The following is a 16507-nucleotide window of genomic DNA, read 5'->3' as shown; positions in this document are numbered from 1 at the left end:
GGGAACGTCACTGCCAGCCGTACCCGGCGCGCAACGCCTGGCCGACCCGGTCGAAGCGGGCCCGGTCCAACACCGCGCCCTCCCGGCGGATGCCGTCCTCCCGCATGGTCAGCACCCGGTCCAGCCGCACCCAACTGGGCCGCTTCTCCCGGTCCCACTCGCCGGGCCCGAGCGCCAGCCAGTGCCGCTCGCCGTCCCGGTCGCTACGGCTGGACAGCATCAACGCGAACAGCGTCCGGCTGTGCCGTCCGACCACCAGCACCGGGCGATCCTTGCCCTGACGGGGGTCGTCCTCGTAGGACACCCAGGTCCAGACGATCTCCCCCGGGTCAGCCTGGCCGTCCGGTTCCGGCGCGTACGACAGCACACGGCGTTGCAACGCGGTGACCTGGCGCGGTCGCGCGGTCTTCGCCGGGGTCGGCCCACTACGCCGGGGACCCGGGATCACCGCGCCGACGCGGGCCGCCATACTCCTCAACAGACCTGCCACGGCGGCAGCCTATCCGCTGCCGCCGACCGCCCCACGGGCAGGGAGCGCCGCCCCGGCCCCGCACCGGTCTGTCCGGCTGGCACCGCGCGCCGAGTCGCCGCAGGCACTTCCCCACTCCGGCGACTGGCCGCGTCAGGGCAGGTGCATGTCCGCGTCGAGTTGCCGCAGGCACTCCCCCATCCCGGCCGCCGGCCGCGTCACGGCAGGTGGCCGCCGGGCCCTTCGACCCGCCCGGCCGACGGGGTCCGCAGCCGTGCCACCAGATGCCGGAACTCGTCCACGGTGACGGTCTCGCGCAGCGTGGCGAAGACCGCCTCCGCCCCGGCGGAGGCCGTCTTCCCGTCCACCCCGGCCCGCTGGGCCACCCGGCGCAGGAACTCCACCGGCCGGGTCGGCCCGGATCCGGCGGGCAGCTCACCGGTCAACTCGTCCGGCAGGTACCCGGTCGGGTCGGCGGTCGCCGCCGCGCCCGCCATCCGCTCGACGACGGTGTCCAGCACCGCGCGGGCCACGGCCGCGGCCTGGTCGGACGGCAGACCCGACCGGCGCGACACCGCGGCGACGAAGAGGGGAAACCGCACGGCGCCGATTACCCCGGCCACCCCCACACAAACCGCCCTGGGCGTAAGGAAGGGTCCCCTGCTAACGCCTGGTGTATAGCAGGGGACCCTTCCTAACACCCAGCCCGCGCCCGACGGCGCTCAGCCTGACGGGTGTGCCGGCTCGGGGGCGGTCGACGGCATGGGGTCGCCCGGGGTACTGGTCTCCGGTGACCGGGGCGAGCGGGCCTCGCGCCAGCGCGCCGCCCGCCGCGCGTCAACGGTGTAGCAGAGTTCCCGGGGCGCCTCCGGCCGCCCGTCCAGCCGGGCGAACGGAAGTCCCCGGCCCGCGTAGTCGTAGTGCGCCTTCAACAGCCGGGTCAGACCCGCCATCGCCCCGACGATCTTCTTACGCGGTCGCCCGGTGGCCTGGGCCAGGTCTCGCACGGTGAACAGCCGGTCGGGGTCGGCGGCGAGCGCGTCGAGCACCGCGGCCACGGTCCGGTGGGTGGCGCTGCGTCCCCGGCTGAGTCGGCGCAGGTCCTCGACCGTCCAGTCGGCGGTGGGTGGGCCGGGCGGAGGCTCGACCCGGGCACGCGGCGGTCCCGCCCGCTGACCGGCGTCGAGGTCGGCCAGTAGGCGCGCGACGTGCGGCACGTACGCCAGGGGCACCGCCACCAGCACCATCCCGTCCGGTGCCGGGCCCGACTCAGGGGTCGGCGCCCACCCGGCCCGGGGCGGGTACGGCGGCGGTGCCGGGGCGGTCACGAGGTCGGGCGGGCGGCCGGGGCCGTGGCGGGCACGAACCGGTAGCCCAGGCCGCGTACGGTCACGATCACCGGTGGTTGGTCCCCGTCCAGGGCGAGACGCCGACGCAGGCGCTTGATGTGCACGGTCAGCGTGTTGGAGCTGTCGTCCGGGACCCCGCCCCACACGGCGGTGAGCAACTGTTCGCGGGTGACCGTGCGCTCCGCGTGGCTCATGAAGAAGTAGAGCAGCTTGAACTCCTTCAACGGCAGGGCGACCGACCGGCCGTCCAGGCTCACCTCGAAGGTGGCCGGATCCACCCGCAGCCCACCGAGTTCGATCGGCGGGTCGAGCGCGCCGGAGGTTTCCGGACGGATGGCCCGCAGGATCGGCAGCACCTCCTCGGCCCGGTACGGACGACGGACACCGGCGGTGGCACCCGCCTTGAGCGCCGCCACGGCCACGCCCCCGTCGTCGTCGCCCACCCCGACCACCGTCGGGATGCCGGCCCGACCGGCCAGCAGCCGCACCAGGTCGGCGCTGCTCATGGTGCCCAGCCCGGCGGCGACCACGGCGGCGTCCGGTTGCAGGGCACCGGTGGCCAGCAGCGCCTCCGCGGCGTGCGGGAAGTGGTGCCCGCGTACGCGATGGTCGGCCAACTGCGCGACCAGCGCGGCGCCGACGCTCTCGTCGTCGTCCACCACGAGCAGCACGAATCGCCCGTCGGCTCGGTGGTCACCCCTGGTGGCCTCGACGAGGATGTTCATTCCACACCGGCTCCGGTTCAGATTCGGGCCCCGCGCGACGTCGACACGCCGCGCAGGACGGTCCGCCGCACGGCAGGACGGCGTGCGGCCCGCCGTTGCACCGGCTCAGCCGAAGCGGCCGGTGATGTAGTCCTCCGTCCGCTTGTCGGCGGGGTTGGTGAACAGCTTGCCGGTCTGGCTGAACTCGACCAGCCGGCCGTGCCGCACCTGCTTGTCGTCCACCTCGGCGGTGAAGAACGCGGTGTAGTGGCTGACCCGGGCGGCCTGCTGCATGTTGTGCGTGACGATGACGATGGTGTAGTCACTCGCCAGCTCGAACATCAGGTCCTCGATCTTGGCGGTGGCGATCGGGTCGAGCGCCGAGCACGGCTCGTCCATGAGGATCACCTCGGGCTTGACCGCGATGGTCCGGGCGATGCACAGCCGCTGCTGCTGACCGCCGGAGAGCGCCAGGGCGCTCTTGCGCAGCTTGTCCTTGACCTCGTCCCAGAGCGCGGCGCGGGTCAGCGCCTCCTCGACGTGGTCGTCGAGCCGGCCCTTGATGCCGTTGATCCGCAGCCCGTACGCGACGTTGTCGAAGATGGATTTGGGGAACGGGTTGGGCTTCTGGAAGACCATGCCGATCCGGCGGCGGACCTGGATCGGGTCGACCTCCTTGGCGTACAGGTTCTGGCCGTGGAAGAGGACCTCGCCGCCGACGCGGGCGCCGGGGATCGGGTCGTTCATCCGGTTGAGCGCCCGCAGCACCGTCGACTTGCCGCAACCCGACGGCCCGATCATCGCGGTGACCTGGTTCTGCTGGATCGGCATCGAGGTGCCCCGGACGGCCTCGTAGCTGCCGTAGAACACGCTGACGTCGTTGAGCTGCATCACCGGTGCGGTCGACGACACGGTCCCCGAAGCGGTGGTGCCGGGGGCGTGCACCGCGACGGACGGCCGGGTGGTGAGTTCGGTGTCGTTACTGGCCATGTCAGCGCTCCTTGATGGCGAACCGGCTTGCGATGAGTCGGGCGATGATCGTGAAGCCGAGCACGATCACGATGAGCGTCAGGGCGGCACCCCAGGCCCGGGACTGGGCCGCCTCGAAGGGTTGGCTGGCGTTGCGGAAGATCTGTGCCGGCAGCGCGGTGTTGGTGCCGTCGAAGAGGTTCCAGTTCGGCGCGAACACGATGCCGGTGACGATGACGATCGGGGCGGTCTCACCGGCCGCCCGGGCCACCGCCAGCAGCGAACCGCTGGTGATGCCGGAGATCGCTGCCGGCAGCACGACGGTGAGCGTGGTACGCCACTTGCGGGCGCCCAGCGCCATGCTCGCCTGTCGCAGTTCCTCGGGGACCAGTCGGAGCATCTCCTCGCTGCTGCGGATCACCACCGGCAACATCAGGCAGGCCAGCGCCAGCGAACCGGCGAAACCGGTCTGCTTGCCGACCATCAGTACCCAGGCGATGTAGATGAACACGCCCATCACGATCGACGGCACACCGGTCATCACGTCGGCCATCAACCGGATGATCCGGGCCAGCGGCTTCTGCTTGCCGTACTCGTTGAGGTAGATCGCGCCGAAGACGCCGAGCGGGATGGCCATCAGGGCGGCCATGCCGGTGATGGTCAGCGTGCCGACGATCGCCGCGGACATGCCGCCGCCGTCGCGGCGGTAGGAGTTGGGGATGTCCTCGGTCAGGAAGGACAGGCTCATCACGCCGGAGCCCTTGACGATGACCTCGTACGTCACCAGGGCCAGGGGGACGACCGCGAGCAGCACGGCCGCCCAGATGGCCGCCGTGGCGAGGTGGTTGCGGAACCGCCGACGGCCGGACAGGGCCGACCTGGTGAGGTCGGGCCCGCCGGCTGCGGCCCGGGGGGCCGGAGGTGCGGTGACGGTCATTACCTGCTTCCCTTCATCCGCGCCTCGGCCCGGCGGACGACCACCTGGGCGAGCACGTTGATCAGTACCGTCATCGCGAACAGCACCACACCGAGGCCGATCAGGGCGGCGGTGAAGGTGCCGGTGGACTCGCCGAACTGCTGCACGATGACTGCGGCCATGGTGTTGCCGGAGGCGAACAGGTTGGCGGTGATCTGGGTCGAACCGCCGATCACGAGGGCCACCGCGATGGTCTCCCCCATCGCCCGGCCCAGGCCGAGCATCACCGCACCGACGATGCCGCCGAAGCTGTGCGGGAAGACCGCGCCCCGGATCATCTCCCAGCGGGTCGCGCCGAGCGCCAGGGCCGCGTCCTTGTCGGCGCGGGGAACGGTGCCGAACACCTCGCGGGTGATCGAGGTGATGATCGGCGTCACCATGATCGCCAGGATGATGCCGGCGGTCATGAAGTTCCGGCCGCTGCTCACCGGACCGAAGAGGCTGCCGAGCACCGGCACGCCGCCGAGCACGTTGTGGATCGCCTGGTAGACCGGGACCAGCGCCGGCGCGACGACCAGGATGCCCCACAGGCCGAAGACCACCGACGGGACGGCGGCCAGCAGGTCGATCACGGTCACCGCCGGGGCACGCAGCCGCCGGGGCGCCAACTCGGTGAGGAACAGCGCGATGCCGATCGAGACCGGCACCGCGAACAGCAGCGCGATCAGCGACGAGACGGCCGTGCCGAACGCGAACGACAGCGCGCCGAAGATGGCGTCGCCGGTCGCCGGGTTCGGGTCCCAGACCCGCTCGGTGATGAAGCGCAGCCCCATCGCGTCGAACGCCGGCCACGCCTCGGTCACGGTGGTGATGAGGATCAGCCCGAGGACGGCCAGCACGAGCAGGCCGGTGCCGAGCGTCCACCAGGAGAAAACCCGGTCGCCGAGGGCGCTGGAGCCGCGTTGGGCCAGCGTCGGCCGGGGGTCGGGGGACTTGGTTGTCAAGGTCATCTTCACTCCAGCTCAGGTACCCCTGGCGGGGACGGGATCGTGTCGATCCCGTCCCCGGATGGAACGCCCAGCGATCTTGATCTGATCAGCCCTGGATCTTCTCGACCTGGGCCAGCGCCTTCTCCTTGAGCGAAGCCGGCAGCGGCGCGAAGTCGATCTCCGGAGCCAGCTCCTGGCCCTCGTTGAGCAGGTAGGTGAGGAAGCCCTTGACCAGCTCGGCCTTGGCGGCGTCGCCGTACGAGGTCTTGACGATGATGAAGGTCGGCGCGGTGATCGGGTACGAGCTGGCACCGGCGGCGTCGAGCGGGTTGTAGCTGAGGTCCGCCTCGATCGCGGCGCCCTCCAGGCCGGCGGTGGTGCCCTCGATCGACGGCTCGACGAACTGGCCGTCCTTGTTCTTGATGGCGGCGAAGGTGAGCTGGGTGGCCTTCGCGTCGCTCAGGTCGACGTAGCCCACGGCGCCGTTGGTCTGCTTGATGATCTGCGCGACACCGGTGTTCTTCTCACCGCCCTGGGTGCTGGCCGGCCAGGCCACCGTGTCACCGCTGCCGAGCTTCCAGGTGGAGCCGGCGGCAGCCGCCAGGTACTTGGTGAAGTTGTTGGTGGTGCCGGAGCCGTCCGAGCGGTGCGCCACGACGATCGGCGTGCTGGGCAGTTCGACACCCGGGTTGTCGGCCTTGATGGCGGCGTCGTCCCAGGTCTTGATGTCGGTCTGGAAGATCTTGGCGAGCGTCTCCGGGCTGAGCTGGAGCTTCTCGACGCCCTGGAGGTTGTAGGAGATCGTGATCGGCGCGGCGACCGTCGGCACGTAGAGGAACGAGTCGGCGGCCACGCCGTCGGTGTCCTTCACCAGGCTGTCGGTGCCGGCGAAGTCGACCAGGCCCTCACCGAACTGCTTCTTGCCGGTGCCGGATCCGGTCGCGTTGTAGGTGACCGTGACGTTGGAGGCAACGCCCTTGAACTCTTCGATGACCTCTTGGTAATACGCGTCCGGGAAGCTGGCGCCGGAGGCGTTCAACGCGCCGGACAGGTTCGCGTAGGCGCTGTCGCCGCCGCTACCGCCCGGCTCCGTGCTGTTGTCATTGCTACCACAGCCGGTAAGCGCGAGCGCGGCAAGCGCGACGCCGGCGAGGACGCGCCGCGAAAGCACGTTGCGGTTCACCAGGTAAGCCTCTCTATCGGGGTGCATCAGCCCGTCCGGGCCGTACGCGAGTCAAGGTAGGAGGCCCAGGTAGCCGGACTCCCGGACCCAGGTGAACGAAAAGTGAACTTGGCGGCTCGACCGGTGGCCGGACCGGAGTCGGGATGTGACGTTCCGGGAGCGGCGTGCCGGATGCCCGGAATGGAACCCCCGACCAGAGCGGGATGGGACCCGGTCAGAGCCGGATCGTGCCCGTCGTCAGGTAGACCACCTGCCGCGCCACGTTGACCGCCTGGTCGGCGTACCGCTCGTAGTAGCGGCCGACCAGCGCCAGGTCGATGGCGGACTCCACCCCGTACGGCCAGCCGGCCACGAGCTGCGACAGCAACCGCTCCTGAGCGGCGTCGACCTCGTCGTCGTCGAGCCCGAGCTGCATCGCGTCCAACCGGTCGCGGGTGGCCAGCACGACGGCGGTCTTGTCGGCGATCCGGGCCGCCGCGTCGGCCATCTCCGTGATCACCGGGACCGCAGGTTCCGGGACCACACCCACCGGATACCGCATCAGGACGACCTTGGCGACGTGCACGGCGAGATCACCCATGCGCTCCAGGGCACCGGCGATCCGCAGGGCGCACACCACCAGCCGCAGGTCGGACGCGACCGGCTGGTGCCGGACCAGCACCTGCGGAATCATCGCCTCGACCTCGGCCCGCCGCTGGTCGAGGACCGCGTCGGCGGCGATCACCACGTCGGCGGCGCCCCGGTCGACGTCGAGCAGGGCGGTGCTGGCACCCCGGATCGCCGCGCTGGCGTCCCGACTCATCGAGGCCAGCACGCCGGTGAGTCGGTCGAGCTGCTCGTCGTAGCTGTCCCGGCTCATCGCGCCCCTCCGTCCGTCCAGGCCGTCCCACCGCCGGTGGCTCGTCACCGCCGCGCCGGGGCCGGGCCCGGCCCGGCCCGGCCCGCAAAGCTACCCGCCGCGCGCATCCCCGACAGCGGTCAGTCGGCCAGCACGTCCAGCAGCAACGCCGCCGTCCACCCGAAACCCGCCGAGCCGAGACCAGCACCGGTCTGCGGGTGAAAGTACTCGTGACACCCGGCGGTCTCGACCAGCTCGATCATCGACGCCCGCAGGCCGGCCGCGAGCCGGTCCTGCCCGTGCGCCAGCAGACCCTGCCGCACCAGCCAGTTCACGTTCATCCAGCTCGGACCGCGCCAGTAGCGCAGCGGCTCGAAGTCGGTCGCGGTGCGGTCGTGGCTGGGCAGCGGCCGATCCATGCGGGCGCCCAGACCGAAGCGCGCCGAGGTCGCCTCGGCCAGCACCGCCTCGACCTGCCGCGCCGGCAGGTCGGGCAGGATCAGCGGGGCCAGCCCGAGCACCGTACGGGCCGGGGTCAACCGGCCGGTACGCAGGTCGCGGGGGTGGAACGTGCCGGTGGTCGGGTCGTACAGCCGGTCCACCACGGCCGCGGTGATCCGCGCCGCGTTCTCCCGGTGCGGTCCCGGGTCGGCGTCGACCTCGCCGGCGATCCGGGCCAACGCGTGCTCGGCGACGCCCATCGCGGCGTTGAACAGCGGACACTCCACCAGGAACGGATGCCGCTCGGCCAGCCCCTCGTCCCGGTAACCCGCCGCCCGATAGGCGGTGACGACGGCGACGTACCGCGCGTAGTCCAGGTCGGTGGGCCGGTGCGCGGCGGCGGCGTGCACGATGTCGCGTCGCCGGTACGCCGGCAGGACCGACGTCTCGGCGGGCACGGCGGCCAGCGGTTCGTCCCAGGCCGGGCTGTTGTCCAGGCCGGACTCCCACGGGTGCACGACGGCGGCCAGCCCGGCACCACCGACGTCCCGGTGGGTGGCGAGATAGCGCTGCTGTGCCACCAGCCGGGGATAGAGCCGACGCAACGCGTCGCGGGCCTGCGGCGAGGGTGCCCGTTGGTAGGCGTGCCAGGCGGCCAGCGCGTGCACCGGCGGCTGGACCAGACCCGAGGTGTCCACGGCAGGTGCGCCCTCGACCTCGGTCGAGGCCCAGAACACCGGGCCCGGGAAGTACGCGGTGGCCGGCACCGCCGGATTGAACACGATGTGCGGCACCCGGCCGTCGCGCCACTGGGCGTCGAACAGGCTGGACAACTCCGACCAGGCCCGCTCGGGACGGACGTGGGCCCAGCCGATCGCGATGAACGCCGAGTCCCAACTCCACTGGTGCGGATAGAGGGTGCGCGACGGGACGGTGTGGTCGTGCTCCCAGTTCCCGTCCAGAGTGGCCCGCGCCGACTGCCACAGCCGGGCGTACCGCCCGCCGGCCGGGAGGGCCGCCGCCGGGCTCGGCTCGGCCGACGGAACTGTCCGGTTAACCATGTGTCACATCCAGGTAGCGCTACGTCCTCGCTAGGCTAGACGATCGTGGCATCAGTCACCGCGCACGGGGGCCCGCGAACGATTCGACGCGAAGGAGCCCATCGATGCAGCAGGGTCCCACGGGAACCGAGGGCGAGGACTACACCCACCGGTTGCAGCAGCTCAGTGGCGCACGGTGGAAGACACTCCTGGACGTGCAGGCGCCGTACCGGTGGAACCTGCGGCGACTCGGCCTCGGCCGTACCCTCGACGTCGGGTCCGGGTTGGGCCGCAACCTGGTGAACCTGGGGGCCGGAGCGGTCGGCGTGGACCACAACCCGACCTCGGTGGCGCACACCCGCTCGCGGGGGCTGGAGGCGTACACCACGGAGGAGTTCTTCCGCAGCGAGCACGCGCGTCCGGACGCGTTCGACTCCATGCTCGCCGCGCATCTGCTCGAACACATGCCAGCCGAGCAGGCCCGCGAGGTGGTCGCGTCGTACCTGCCGTTCGTCCGCTCCGGCGGCCGGGCCGTCTTCATCACCCCACAGGAGCGCGGGTACGACAGCGACGCGTCGCACGTCCGGTTCGTCGGCTTCGCCGAGGCGGCCGAAACCTGCCGGGAGCTCGGGCTGACGATGCTGCGGCAGTACTCCTTCCCGTTCCCCCGGATCGCGGGGCGGGCGTTCACCTACAACGAGTTCGTGACCGTCGCCCGGCTGCCCTGAGGCCGCCGGATACCGTGGGGCGCATGGGCAACCCGACCCGGTGGGCCACCGAGACCGGCCCCGAGCACTCCCAGTGGTACGTCGACCGGTTCCGCCGCATGGCGGCCGACGGGGTCGACCTGGCCGGGGAGGCCCGGTTGTTGGACACGCTGGTGCCGCCGGGCTCCCGGGTCCTCGACGCCGGCTGTGGCACCGGCCGGGTCGGCGCCGAGCTGGCCGCCCGGGGTCACACCGTGGTCGGTGTGGACGCCGATCCGGTCCTGGTCGAGGCGGCCCGCGCCGACCACCCGGGGCCGCGCTGGCTGGTTGCCGACCTGACCGAGCTGGATCTGGCGACGGCCGGCGAACACGAGCCCTTCGACGCGGCCGTGCTGGCCGGCAACGTGATGGCCTTCGTGGCGGCGGGCACCGAGGGCGCGGTGCTCCGGCGCGTCGCCGCGCACCTGCGCCCGGACGGGGTGGCGGCGGTGGGCTTCGGCACCGACCGGGGCTATCCGCTGACCGACTTCGACGCCGACGTGGTCGCGGCCGGACTGCGCCTCGAGCACCGCTTCGCCACCTGGGACCTGCGCCCGTGGCACGACGACGCCGACTTCGCCGTCACCATCCTGCGCCGCCCCGCCCCGTAACGCCCCCGGATGTTAGGAAGGGACCCTTCCTATGCACCAGGCGTTAGTAGGGGACCCTTCCTTTCATCAGGGGGTGGCGGCCTGGCGGGCTGCCTCGGGGTCCAGGGGCGCTCCGGCGGGGATCAGGTCGACCACGCCTGCGGGTAGCCGGACCGGACGCACCTCGCCGTAGCCGAGCATGGCCGCCACGGCGGCGTCGGCCAGGACGTACCGCCGACCGAGGTCGGTGACCAGGGAGATCGCCCCACCGGTGGCGCCGGGCGCGGCGACCGACTCGACCACGGCCCCGCGCCCCGGCTCCACCAGCACCTGGTCGGCCACCTGACCGGTCTGTCGGTGCGGCGCGACGGCCGGCTCCGGCAGGTCCACGCCAAGGCGCAGCTCGACCGGGCCGGTGTCGTCGCCGACCTGAGCACAGAGCGTCGGCGCGTCGCCGGTGGCCAGCCGGGGCGGTTCCTCCGGCGGTGCGCCCGGGCCGGTCGGAGCAAGGTCGTCGAGTTGCGGCAGGGCGGCGAAGCGGCCGAGGCTGACCTGGTCCGGTTCGCGCTGGCCGGTGCGGGCCAGCAGCAGCGCGGCCTGCAACTCGGTGATGCCGGCCAGACCGTCGCGGAGCACCACCGCGTACTGTCGTCCGCCGCCGGGGTTGCGCACCACCAGCACGTCACCGACCCGCGCACCGGCGACCCGAGCGGACCGGTCGCCGAGGCCGGGCATCTCCAGCGGCTTCAGGTCCGCGCCGGCCGGGACGGCGTTGAGCAGGGCTGCGGCGACCGGCACGGCCCGCGCCCGGGTGACCGCCAGCGCGGCCAGCACCCGGTCGGTGTCCCGGACCAGGTGCCGCCGCTGCTGCCAGAGCAGGTGCAACGCGCCGTCGGGGGCGCGCAGCAGCAGGGCGTGCGCGCCGAGCGGCCGACCGCCGTCGACCCCGGAACCGATCAGCAGCACCGAGCGGGGCCGCTCCGGTGCGGCCGGGGTCGTCACCGACGAGCAGACCGTCCACGGCGCGGTGGTAAGCCGCCCGGTGTCCGGCAGCGAGTCGGGCGCGTCGCCGATGCCCAGCGGTACGCCACGCGGCACCCCGTCGAGCGAGCGACGTGGCACCAGCACGGTTCTCGGTCGGTCCGCACCGACGATGAGCAGGGCCGAGGCGTAGTTGTGGACCGGATGCAGCCGCTGGTCACGGTAGACGAACCGGCACCGGACTCCTTCTCGACGATGACGGCGGCGGTGTCCCGCCACGTCGCGCCCCCGCCGGTGAACAGGCCGTAGAGGGCGAACGCGCCCAGCCCGACGACCGCCACCAGGACGCTGGCCAGGGCGGCACCGGCGAGCCGCCGCATCGGTGACTGCACCGGGTCGGTCTCGCGCATCACCAGCGCCGCCACCACCCGCTGGAGGGTGAACTGGTACGAGTGGAGCTGGTCCTGCCGCGACGGCATGCGATCTCCTCCGCGCGAGACGGTCGGCGCACAGGATATGCGGCGCGTCGATGTCGCGTGGACCGTGCGTCACCGCCCGCCGGCTTGCGCGTAGCATCCGGCCGGTGAGCGTACGTTTCGAGGAACTGGCCTGGCGTCCGACCCCGATCGGCGAGATCAGCCTGCGCCGACGCCGGGACCCCCGTCTCGACCTCGACGTGTACGAGGTCAAGCTCGACGACGAGTACCTGATGTCGAGCCTGTTCACCGCCGGTGAGGTCGCGCTGGCCGAGCTGGGCCTGGCACCGCTGTCGGGGACCGGCCTGGACGTGGCCGTCGGCGGTCTCGGGCTCGGCTACACGGCGCGGACCGTGCTGGCCGACGATCGGGTGGGCGCGCTGCTGGTGGTGGAGGCGGTCGAGGACGTCATCGACTGGCACCGGCGCGAGTTGTTGCCGTTCGCCGCCGGGCTGGCCACCGATCCGCGTACCCGGCTGGCCCGGGCCGACTTCTTCGCCCGGGTGGCCGGCGGCGACGGCCTCGACCCCGATGCGCCCGGGCGTCGTTTCGACGCCGTCCTGCTGGACGTGGACCACTCCCCCGCGCACGTGCTGCACCCGAGTCACGCCGACTTCTACACCCCGGTGGGGTTGCGCCGCCTGGCGCGGCTACTCCGTCCCGGCGGGGTGTTCGCGCTCTGGTCCGACGACCCGCCCGAGGCGAGATTCGAGGAGGTCCTCGCCGAGGTCTTCCCGACCCACCGCAGTCACGTGGTGCGTTTCCCGAACCCGCTGACCGGTGGCGAATCGGCCAACACGGTCTATGTGGCGCAGACCTCGACCGGGCCCGACCTGGTCGAACAGGCATGAGGTCGGGCCGGACGGGGTAGCTGACCAGGCAGGCCGCCCGGATCGTCCGGGCGACCTGCTCAGGAGGTTCAGATGCGTGCCCTGCTTTGGGTGGTCGCCGTGGTGGCCGGTGTGCTCGTCCTGCTCGGGCTGCTCCTCGAAGCGGTCCGTTGGCTGCTCATCATCGGTGTCATCGCGCTCGCCGCGGTGATCGTGCTGGCTTTCGTCAAGGGCCGGCAGTCGGCCCAGAACTATCCGAGCCGCCGCTGACCGGCGGCGACGGACGCTGGCAGCGTCAGACGCCGGCGGCGACGAGTGCGGGCGTCGCCGGACGGTCGTCGGTGACGTCGGTGCGCCGGCGCCGGTTCGGCAGGGCGAGGCGGAAGACCTTGCCCCACGCGGAGAGCACCTGTCGCGGCAGGGAGCCGGTGACGTACTTCAGGCCGTACTTGTCGAACAGCGCCCGCACCTCGGGGGCGATCTCCTGGTAACGGTTGCTGGGCAGGTCGGGGAAGAGGTGGTGCTCGATCTGGAACGACAGGTTGCCGGTCATGATGTGCATCAGCTTGCTACCGCTGATGTTGCCGGAGCCGAGCATCTGCCGCAGGTACCACTCGCCCCGCGTCTCCCCCTCGATCGAGGTCTTCTCGAAGGTCTCCACGCCCTGCGGGAAGTGCCCGCACATGATCACCGAGTGGCTCCACAGGTTGCGGACCAGGTTGGCGGTGAAGGTCGCGGCCATGGTGTGGAAGAACGACGGGCCGGACAGCAGCGGGTGGATCACGTAGTCCTTGAGCGCCTGGCGGCGGATCTTGCGGCCGACCGCGCGGAGCCGGGCCCGGAACTCCGGGCTCTTGTGCTTGCCGTCCTTGAGGTTGTTGGCCAGGTCGAGGTCGTACGCGGCGACGCCGTACTCGAAGAAGCAGGCGTTGACGAAGTTGTAGACCGGCTGACCCAGGTAGGCCGGGTGCCAGGGCTGGTCCTCGTCCACCCGCATGATGCCGTAGCCGAGGTCGTTGTCCTTGCCGACCACGTTGGTGTAGCGGTGGTGCAGCTCGTTGTGCGACTCCTTCCACTGCGAGGCCGGGGTGGCGTGGTCCCACTCCCAGCTCGTCGAGTGGATCTTCGGGTCGCGCATCCAGTCCCACTGGCCGTGCAGGACGTTGTGCCCGATCTCCATGTTCTCCAGGATCTTGGCCACCGACAGACCGGCGGTGCCGATGATCCAGGCCGGCGGGAACAGCGAGAACAGCAGCACCACCCGGCTGCCGACCTCCAACTTGCGCTGCGTCGAGATGACCTTGCGGATGTACGCGGCGTCCCGCTCACCCCGGGAGTTGATCACCCGCTCCCGCAGGGCGTCGAGCTCCCGGCCGAGGTTCTCGATGTCCTCGGCGGTGAGGTGCGCGATCGGGTTGTTGGCCTTCTTCTGGATCACGGTCACGGCGGCGGTTCTCCGATTCAGATCTCGAGTTCGCAGGGCCCGGCCGCGGCCGACACGCAGGTCTGCACGCGTACGCCGTCGCCCGGCAGGGCGGTGGTGAGCTGTCCGTTGCGCAGGTCGCGGACAGCGCCCTGGCGAAGTGGCAGCACGCAGCCGAAGCAGATGCCCATCCGGCAGCCGGAGGGCATCAGCACACCGGCGTTCTCACCGGCGTCGAGCAGCGGGGTGGTGCCGTCGGCCGCCACCGTCACCGACGAGGTGGTGAAGGTGACCGTGCCGCCGTCACCGGCGGTGATGATGGTGGGCCGGAAGCGTTCGGTGTGCAGACGCTCGGCCTGCCCACGGGCGTCCCAGTGCGCCTCGGCCGCGTCGAGCAGGCCGAGCGGGCCGCACGCCCAGGTGCGACGCTCCAGGTGGTCGGGGACGAGGGTGTCGAGTTCGGCGACGTCCAGCAGTCCCTCGACGGAGGTGTGGCGCTCCACCAGCCGGAGGGCGCCGCGCGCGGCGAGGGCGCGCAGCTCCGGGCCGAAGACCACGTCGTCGGCGGTCGGCGCGGAGTGGACCAGCACCACGTCGCTGCCGTCCAGCGCGCCGGAGCGCAGCATGCCGGCGACCGGGGTGATGCCGCTGCCGGCGGTGAGGAACAGCACCCGCTCCGGCGCCGGAGAGGGCAGCACGAAGTCGCCGCGCGCCTGGTCGAGCTGCACCAGCGTGCCGGGGCGCACCCGCCGCACCAGGTGGTTGCTGACCACGCCGTCGGGGATCGCCTTGACGGTCACCGAGATCGGGTCGGTGCGGCGTCCGGGGGCCGAGGTCACCGAGTAGGCCCGCCACTGGCGTACGCCGTCGACGTCGACACCGAGGCGTACGTACTGGCCCGGGACGTGGCCACGCCAACTGCGTCCCGGCTGGATCAGCACGGTCGCCGCGTCCGCCGTCTCGTGGCGTACCTCGACGATCCGTCCGCGCAGGTCGGCGCCGGACCGCAGCGGGGCGACCAGGTCGAGGTAGTCCGCAGGGAGTACCGGTGTGGTCACCGACTCGGCGAGTCGCCACAGACGGCGTCGGAGGGATACCTTGGCGCCCGGTCGCGGAACGGTGGCGGTCATAGGACGATGGTCGCGGTGTGCTGGGCATAAAATCTTGGCCGGCGAAGGTAAAGTGACCCATCCGTTTTGTGCGGGGAGAACAACGTGGCGGAAAACTCCGGCACCACTCACCGGGCGGCCCGCATCGAGTTGGACCAGCGGGTGGCCGGTGAGCTGCGCGACCGTCTGCCGCTGGTCGCCGAACGAACCGTCACCGCGATCACGGCGGAGGTGCCCAGTTACTCCGGCACCCTGACCGGACAGATGCGGGACAAGATCGAGAACGCGGTGCAGATCGCGTTGGGCACGTTCCTGCAACTGCTCGAACGCTCCCACGGCGGCGACCCCAGCACACCGCTGGTCCCGGCGCTGGAGGCCGCGTACGCGCTGGGCAGCGGCGAGGCCCGGTCGGGTCGCAGCGTGGACGCGCTACTGGCCGCGTACCGGATCGGCGCCCGGGTCTCCTGGCGGGAACTGGCCGCGACCACCGTGTCGATCGGGTCACCCGCCGCCGCGGTCGCCGAGTTCGCCGAGCTGATGTTCGCCTACATCGACGAACTCTCCGCCGCCAGCGTGGCCGGGCACGCCGACGAACTGGCCAGCGTCGGGCGGGCCCGCCGACGGAACCTGGAACGGCTCACCCAGCAGTTGCTCCTCGGCGAGCCGGAGGACGTGCTGGTGCGCAGCGCGGAGCGGGCCGACTGGCCGCTGCCGCAGACGCTGACCGTCGCGCTGCTGCCGCAGACGAAACTGCGTGGCGCGCTGGCCCTGCTCGACGAGCACACGCTGGAGAGCACCGAGGAACTGCCCGCCGGGGAGTCGGGCGCGGAGACGGCCGTGTTGCTCGTACCGGACATGCACGGCGACCGGCGACGGCAGCTCGCCCGGGTGTTGCAGGGCCGACGCGCCGTCCTCGGGCCGGCCCGCCCCTGGGCTCGGGCCTGCTCGTCCTACCACCGGGTGCTGCGGGTCAGCGCCCTGGGCATCGCGCCGCCCGACGACGGCGAGCCGGTGGACACCGAGCGTCACCTGGCCGAACTCCTGCTCAGCGCCGACCTGGAGGCCCTCGCCGACCTGCGGGCCCGGGTCCTGCAACCGCTGGCCACGCTGCCTGCGGCCAGCGCCGAACGGCTCGCCGAAACGCTGCGCTCCTGGCTGTTGCACCAGGGTCGACGCGACGACGTCGCCGCCGACCTCTTCGTCCACCCGCAGACCGTGCGGTACCGGATGGGTCAGCTCCGCCAGCTCTACGGCGAGCGGCTCACCGATCCGCGCAGCCTGCTCGACCTCACCGTGGCGCTGGCGCTGCCGGCACCCACCCCGCCCGCCGCAACCACCTGAGCGTCGCGTCGCGGTGCGCGGTGCGGCGCGGTGCGCGGCGCGGTGCGGCGCGGTGCGCGGCGCGGTGCGGCGCGGTGCGCGGTGCGGCGCGGTGCGCGGCGCGGTGCGGCGCG

17 protein-coding genes and 1 pseudogene are annotated in these 16507 nt (G+C 72.1%); 5 read left to right on the top strand and 13 right to left on the bottom strand.

Features of this window, described 5'->3' with window-relative positions; translation table 11 throughout:
- Positions 1–7: 7 nt before the first annotated feature.
- From ABT008_RS06215 to ABT008_RS06170, 10 genes are all read right to left on the bottom strand, one after another.
- Entirely contained in the window at positions 8–490 is a 483-nt protein-coding gene (locus ABT008_RS06215) for a type II toxin-antitoxin system PemK/MazF family toxin (protein ID WP_131055938.1), read from the bottom strand.
- Positions 491–687: 197 nt separating this feature from the next.
- Complete coding sequence (locus tag ABT008_RS06210; protein ID WP_350694126.1) at positions 688–1071, bottom strand: DUF2267 domain-containing protein; 384 nt, start codon at positions 1069–1071, stop codon at positions 688–690.
- Positions 1072–1191: 120 nt separating this feature from the next.
- A complete protein-coding gene (locus tag ABT008_RS06205; RefSeq protein ID WP_350694911.1) occupies positions 1192–1716 on the bottom strand; it encodes a hypothetical protein in 525 nt (174 codons plus the stop codon).
- A gap of 77 nt (positions 1717–1793) precedes the next feature.
- Entirely contained in the window at positions 1794–2543 is a 750-nt protein-coding gene (locus ABT008_RS06200; protein ID WP_350694125.1) for a response regulator transcription factor, read from the bottom strand.
- A gap of 105 nt (positions 2544–2648) precedes the next feature.
- Positions 2649–3512 (bottom strand): phosphate ABC transporter ATP-binding protein PstB, encoded by an 864-nt coding sequence (gene pstB, locus ABT008_RS06195; protein WP_350694124.1) that lies wholly within the window; start codon positions 3510–3512, stop codon positions 2649–2651.
- Position 3513: 1 nt separating this feature from the next.
- Entirely contained in the window at positions 3514–4428 is a 915-nt protein-coding gene (gene pstA / locus ABT008_RS06190) for a phosphate ABC transporter permease PstA (RefSeq protein WP_350694122.1), read from the bottom strand.
- Entirely contained in the window at positions 4428–5417 is a 990-nt protein-coding gene (pstC, locus tag ABT008_RS06185) for a phosphate ABC transporter permease subunit PstC (protein ID WP_350694121.1), read from the bottom strand. Before pstC ends, pstA begins: the two co-directional genes overlap by 1 nt.
- 85 nt (positions 5418–5502) lie before the next feature.
- Positions 5503–6579 carry a phosphate ABC transporter substrate-binding protein PstS gene (gene pstS / locus ABT008_RS06180; protein ID WP_350694120.1) on the bottom strand — a complete coding sequence of 359 codons (1077 nt, stop codon included), beginning with the start codon at positions 6577–6579 and terminating at the stop codon, positions 5503–5505.
- A gap of 214 nt (positions 6580–6793) precedes the next feature.
- Entirely contained in the window at positions 6794–7438 is a 645-nt protein-coding gene (phoU, locus tag ABT008_RS06175) for a phosphate signaling complex protein PhoU (RefSeq protein WP_350694118.1), read from the bottom strand.
- Between the two features lie 119 nt (positions 7439–7557).
- A complete protein-coding gene (locus ABT008_RS06170; RefSeq protein ID WP_350694117.1) occupies positions 7558–8919 on the bottom strand; it encodes an MGH1-like glycoside hydrolase domain-containing protein in 1362 nt (453 codons plus the stop codon).
- Between the two features lie 104 nt (positions 8920–9023).
- Between ABT008_RS06170 and ABT008_RS06165 the strand changes: the two genes are divergently transcribed.
- Positions 9024–9626 (top strand): class I SAM-dependent methyltransferase, encoded by a 603-nt coding sequence (locus ABT008_RS06165; RefSeq protein ID WP_350694116.1) that lies wholly within the window; start codon positions 9024–9026, stop codon positions 9624–9626.
- A 23-nt stretch (positions 9627–9649) separates the two neighbouring features.
- Positions 9650–10255 (top strand): class I SAM-dependent methyltransferase, encoded by a 606-nt coding sequence (locus ABT008_RS06160; RefSeq protein WP_350694114.1) that lies wholly within the window; start codon positions 9650–9652, stop codon positions 10253–10255.
- A gap of 66 nt (positions 10256–10321) precedes the next feature.
- Here ABT008_RS06160 and eccB read toward each other — a convergent pair.
- Positions 10322–11694: pseudogene (gene eccB, locus ABT008_RS06155) on the bottom strand (type VII secretion protein EccB).
- 104 nt (positions 11695–11798) lie between these two features.
- Between eccB and ABT008_RS06150 the strand changes: the two are divergent.
- Positions 11799–12542 carry a polyamine aminopropyltransferase gene (locus ABT008_RS06150; RefSeq protein ID WP_350694113.1) on the top strand — a complete coding sequence of 248 codons (744 nt, stop codon included), beginning with the start codon at positions 11799–11801 and terminating at the stop codon, positions 12540–12542.
- A 72-nt stretch (positions 12543–12614) separates the two neighbouring features.
- The gene (locus ABT008_RS06145; protein WP_350694112.1) at positions 12615–12791 is read left to right on the top strand and encodes a hypothetical protein; all 177 of its coding nucleotides are present in this window, start codon (positions 12615–12617) and stop codon (positions 12789–12791) included.
- A 25-nt stretch (positions 12792–12816) separates the two neighbouring features.
- Here ABT008_RS06145 and ABT008_RS06140 read toward each other — a convergent pair whose 3' ends face one another.
- Positions 12817–13965, bottom strand: a complete 1149-nt coding sequence (locus tag ABT008_RS06140) for a fatty acid desaturase family protein (RefSeq protein ID WP_350694110.1) — start codon at positions 13963–13965, stop codon at positions 12817–12819.
- Positions 13966–13982: 17 nt separating this feature from the next.
- Positions 13983–15074 (bottom strand): ferredoxin reductase, encoded by a 1092-nt coding sequence (locus ABT008_RS06135; protein ID WP_350694109.1) that lies wholly within the window; start codon positions 15072–15074, stop codon positions 13983–13985.
- 84 nt (positions 15075–15158) lie between these two features.
- Between ABT008_RS06135 and ABT008_RS06130 the strand changes: the two genes are divergently transcribed.
- Positions 15159–16394, top strand: coding sequence for a PucR family transcriptional regulator (locus tag ABT008_RS06130; protein ID WP_350694108.1), 1236 nt, complete (start codon positions 15159–15161; stop codon positions 16392–16394).
- Positions 16395–16507: the final 113 nt, after the last annotated feature.

It is taken from the genome of Micromonospora sp. NPDC002389, assembly GCF_040296095.1.
Lineage (GTDB): Bacteria > Actinomycetota > Actinomycetes > Mycobacteriales > Micromonosporaceae > Micromonospora.
The sequence above is the reverse complement of the archived record's forward strand: the minus strand, read 5'-3'. Positions and strand labels throughout refer to the sequence as shown.

What these genes read in the sequence shown, in the direction of transcription:
- ABT008_RS06205 (WP_350694911.1), bottom strand. Translation starts at nt 1,716, where the DNA reads ATGGTGCTGGTGGCGGTGCCCCTGGCGTACGTGCCGCACGTCGCGCGC.
- ABT008_RS06200 (WP_350694125.1), bottom strand. Translation starts at nt 2,543, where the DNA reads ATGAACATCCTCGTCGAGGCCACCAGGGGTGACCACCGAGCCGACGGG.
- pstB (WP_350694124.1), bottom strand. Translation starts at nt 3,512, where the DNA reads ATGGCCAGTAACGACACCGAACTCACCACCCGGCCGTCCGTCGCGGTG.
- pstA (WP_350694122.1), bottom strand. Translation starts at nt 4,428, where the DNA reads ATGACCGTCACCGCACCTCCGGCCCCCCGGGCCGCAGCCGGCGGGCCC.
- pstC (WP_350694121.1), bottom strand. Translation starts at nt 5,417, where the DNA reads ATGACCTTGACAACCAAGTCCCCCGACCCCCGGCCGACGCTGGCCCAA.
- phoU (WP_350694118.1), bottom strand. Translation starts at nt 7,438, where the DNA reads ATGAGCCGGGACAGCTACGACGAGCAGCTCGACCGACTCACCGGCGTG.
- ABT008_RS06170 (WP_350694117.1), bottom strand. Translation starts at nt 8,919, where the DNA reads ATGGTTAACCGGACAGTTCCGTCGGCCGAGCCGAGCCCGGCGGCGGCC.
- ABT008_RS06165 (WP_350694116.1), top strand. Translation starts at nt 9,024, where the DNA reads ATGCAGCAGGGTCCCACGGGAACCGAGGGCGAGGACTACACCCACCGG.
- ABT008_RS06160 (WP_350694114.1), top strand. Translation starts at nt 9,650, where the DNA reads ATGGGCAACCCGACCCGGTGGGCCACCGAGACCGGCCCCGAGCACTCC.
- ABT008_RS06145 (WP_350694112.1), top strand. Translation starts at nt 12,615, where the DNA reads ATGCGTGCCCTGCTTTGGGTGGTCGCCGTGGTGGCCGGTGTGCTCGTC.
- ABT008_RS06135 (WP_350694109.1), bottom strand. Translation starts at nt 15,074, where the DNA reads ATGACCGCCACCGTTCCGCGACCGGGCGCCAAGGTATCCCTCCGACGC.